Source organism: Paucibacter hankyongi, from assembly GCF_037482915.1.
Classification (GTDB): Bacteria; Pseudomonadota; Gammaproteobacteria; order Burkholderiales; family Burkholderiaceae_C; genus Paucibacter_A; species Paucibacter_A hankyongi.
Genome location: NZ_JBBHJX010000042.1, coordinates 1 through 594 on the forward strand (window position 1 = coordinate 1; position 594 = coordinate 594).

Genomic DNA, 594 nt, shown 5'->3' on the forward strand with positions numbered 1-594 from the left:
GTTGCTGGAACTGCGCCAAGGCGAGCTCAATCGGCTCGAGATTGCCCATGAAACGGTCCAAGCCTCGATCCACAAGATCATCGAGGCGCTGGACGCGTCGATCTTGGCGCTCAAGGCAGCGATCCGTTCGACCATCGACGATGACCCCGATCTCAAACAACGTCAGGCGCTCTTGGAGACGATTCCTGGACTCGGCGATCGGACCATCCCGCAACTGCTCGCCTACATTGGGCGGCCAGAGCGCTTCAAGACGGTCAAGGCCTTGATCGCCTATGCCAGCCTCACGCCAGCCATACGCCAGTCCGGCAGTTCCTTGAACCAAACCAAGGGCACGCATCCGATGGGCCATCGGGAGCTCAAGCGAGCCCTGTACTTCCCGGCACTGGTGGCTGGTCGCTACAACCCGTTGATCGCTGCGTTCTGGAGGCGGCTCAAAGCCCAGAACAAACCGGGCAAGGTCATTGTGGTGGCTTGCATGCACAAGTTGCTGGCGATCATCTACGGCGTGCTCAAGTCCAAGCGGCCGTTCGATCCGACCAAAATAGGTGCGCAAACAGCTTGACGCATAACGGTGTCTTTACCTCGCGGTTCAGA

Annotated in this window: 1 protein-coding gene; it reads left to right on the forward strand. The window is 59.3% G+C overall.

What is annotated here, in order from left to right; genetic code table 11:
- Nucleotides 1–562, forward strand: a 562-nt coding sequence (locus WG899_RS22295) for a transposase (protein ID WP_339597830.1), incomplete at its 5' end; no start/stop codon positions are given.
- Nucleotides 563–594 lie beyond the last annotated feature (32 nt).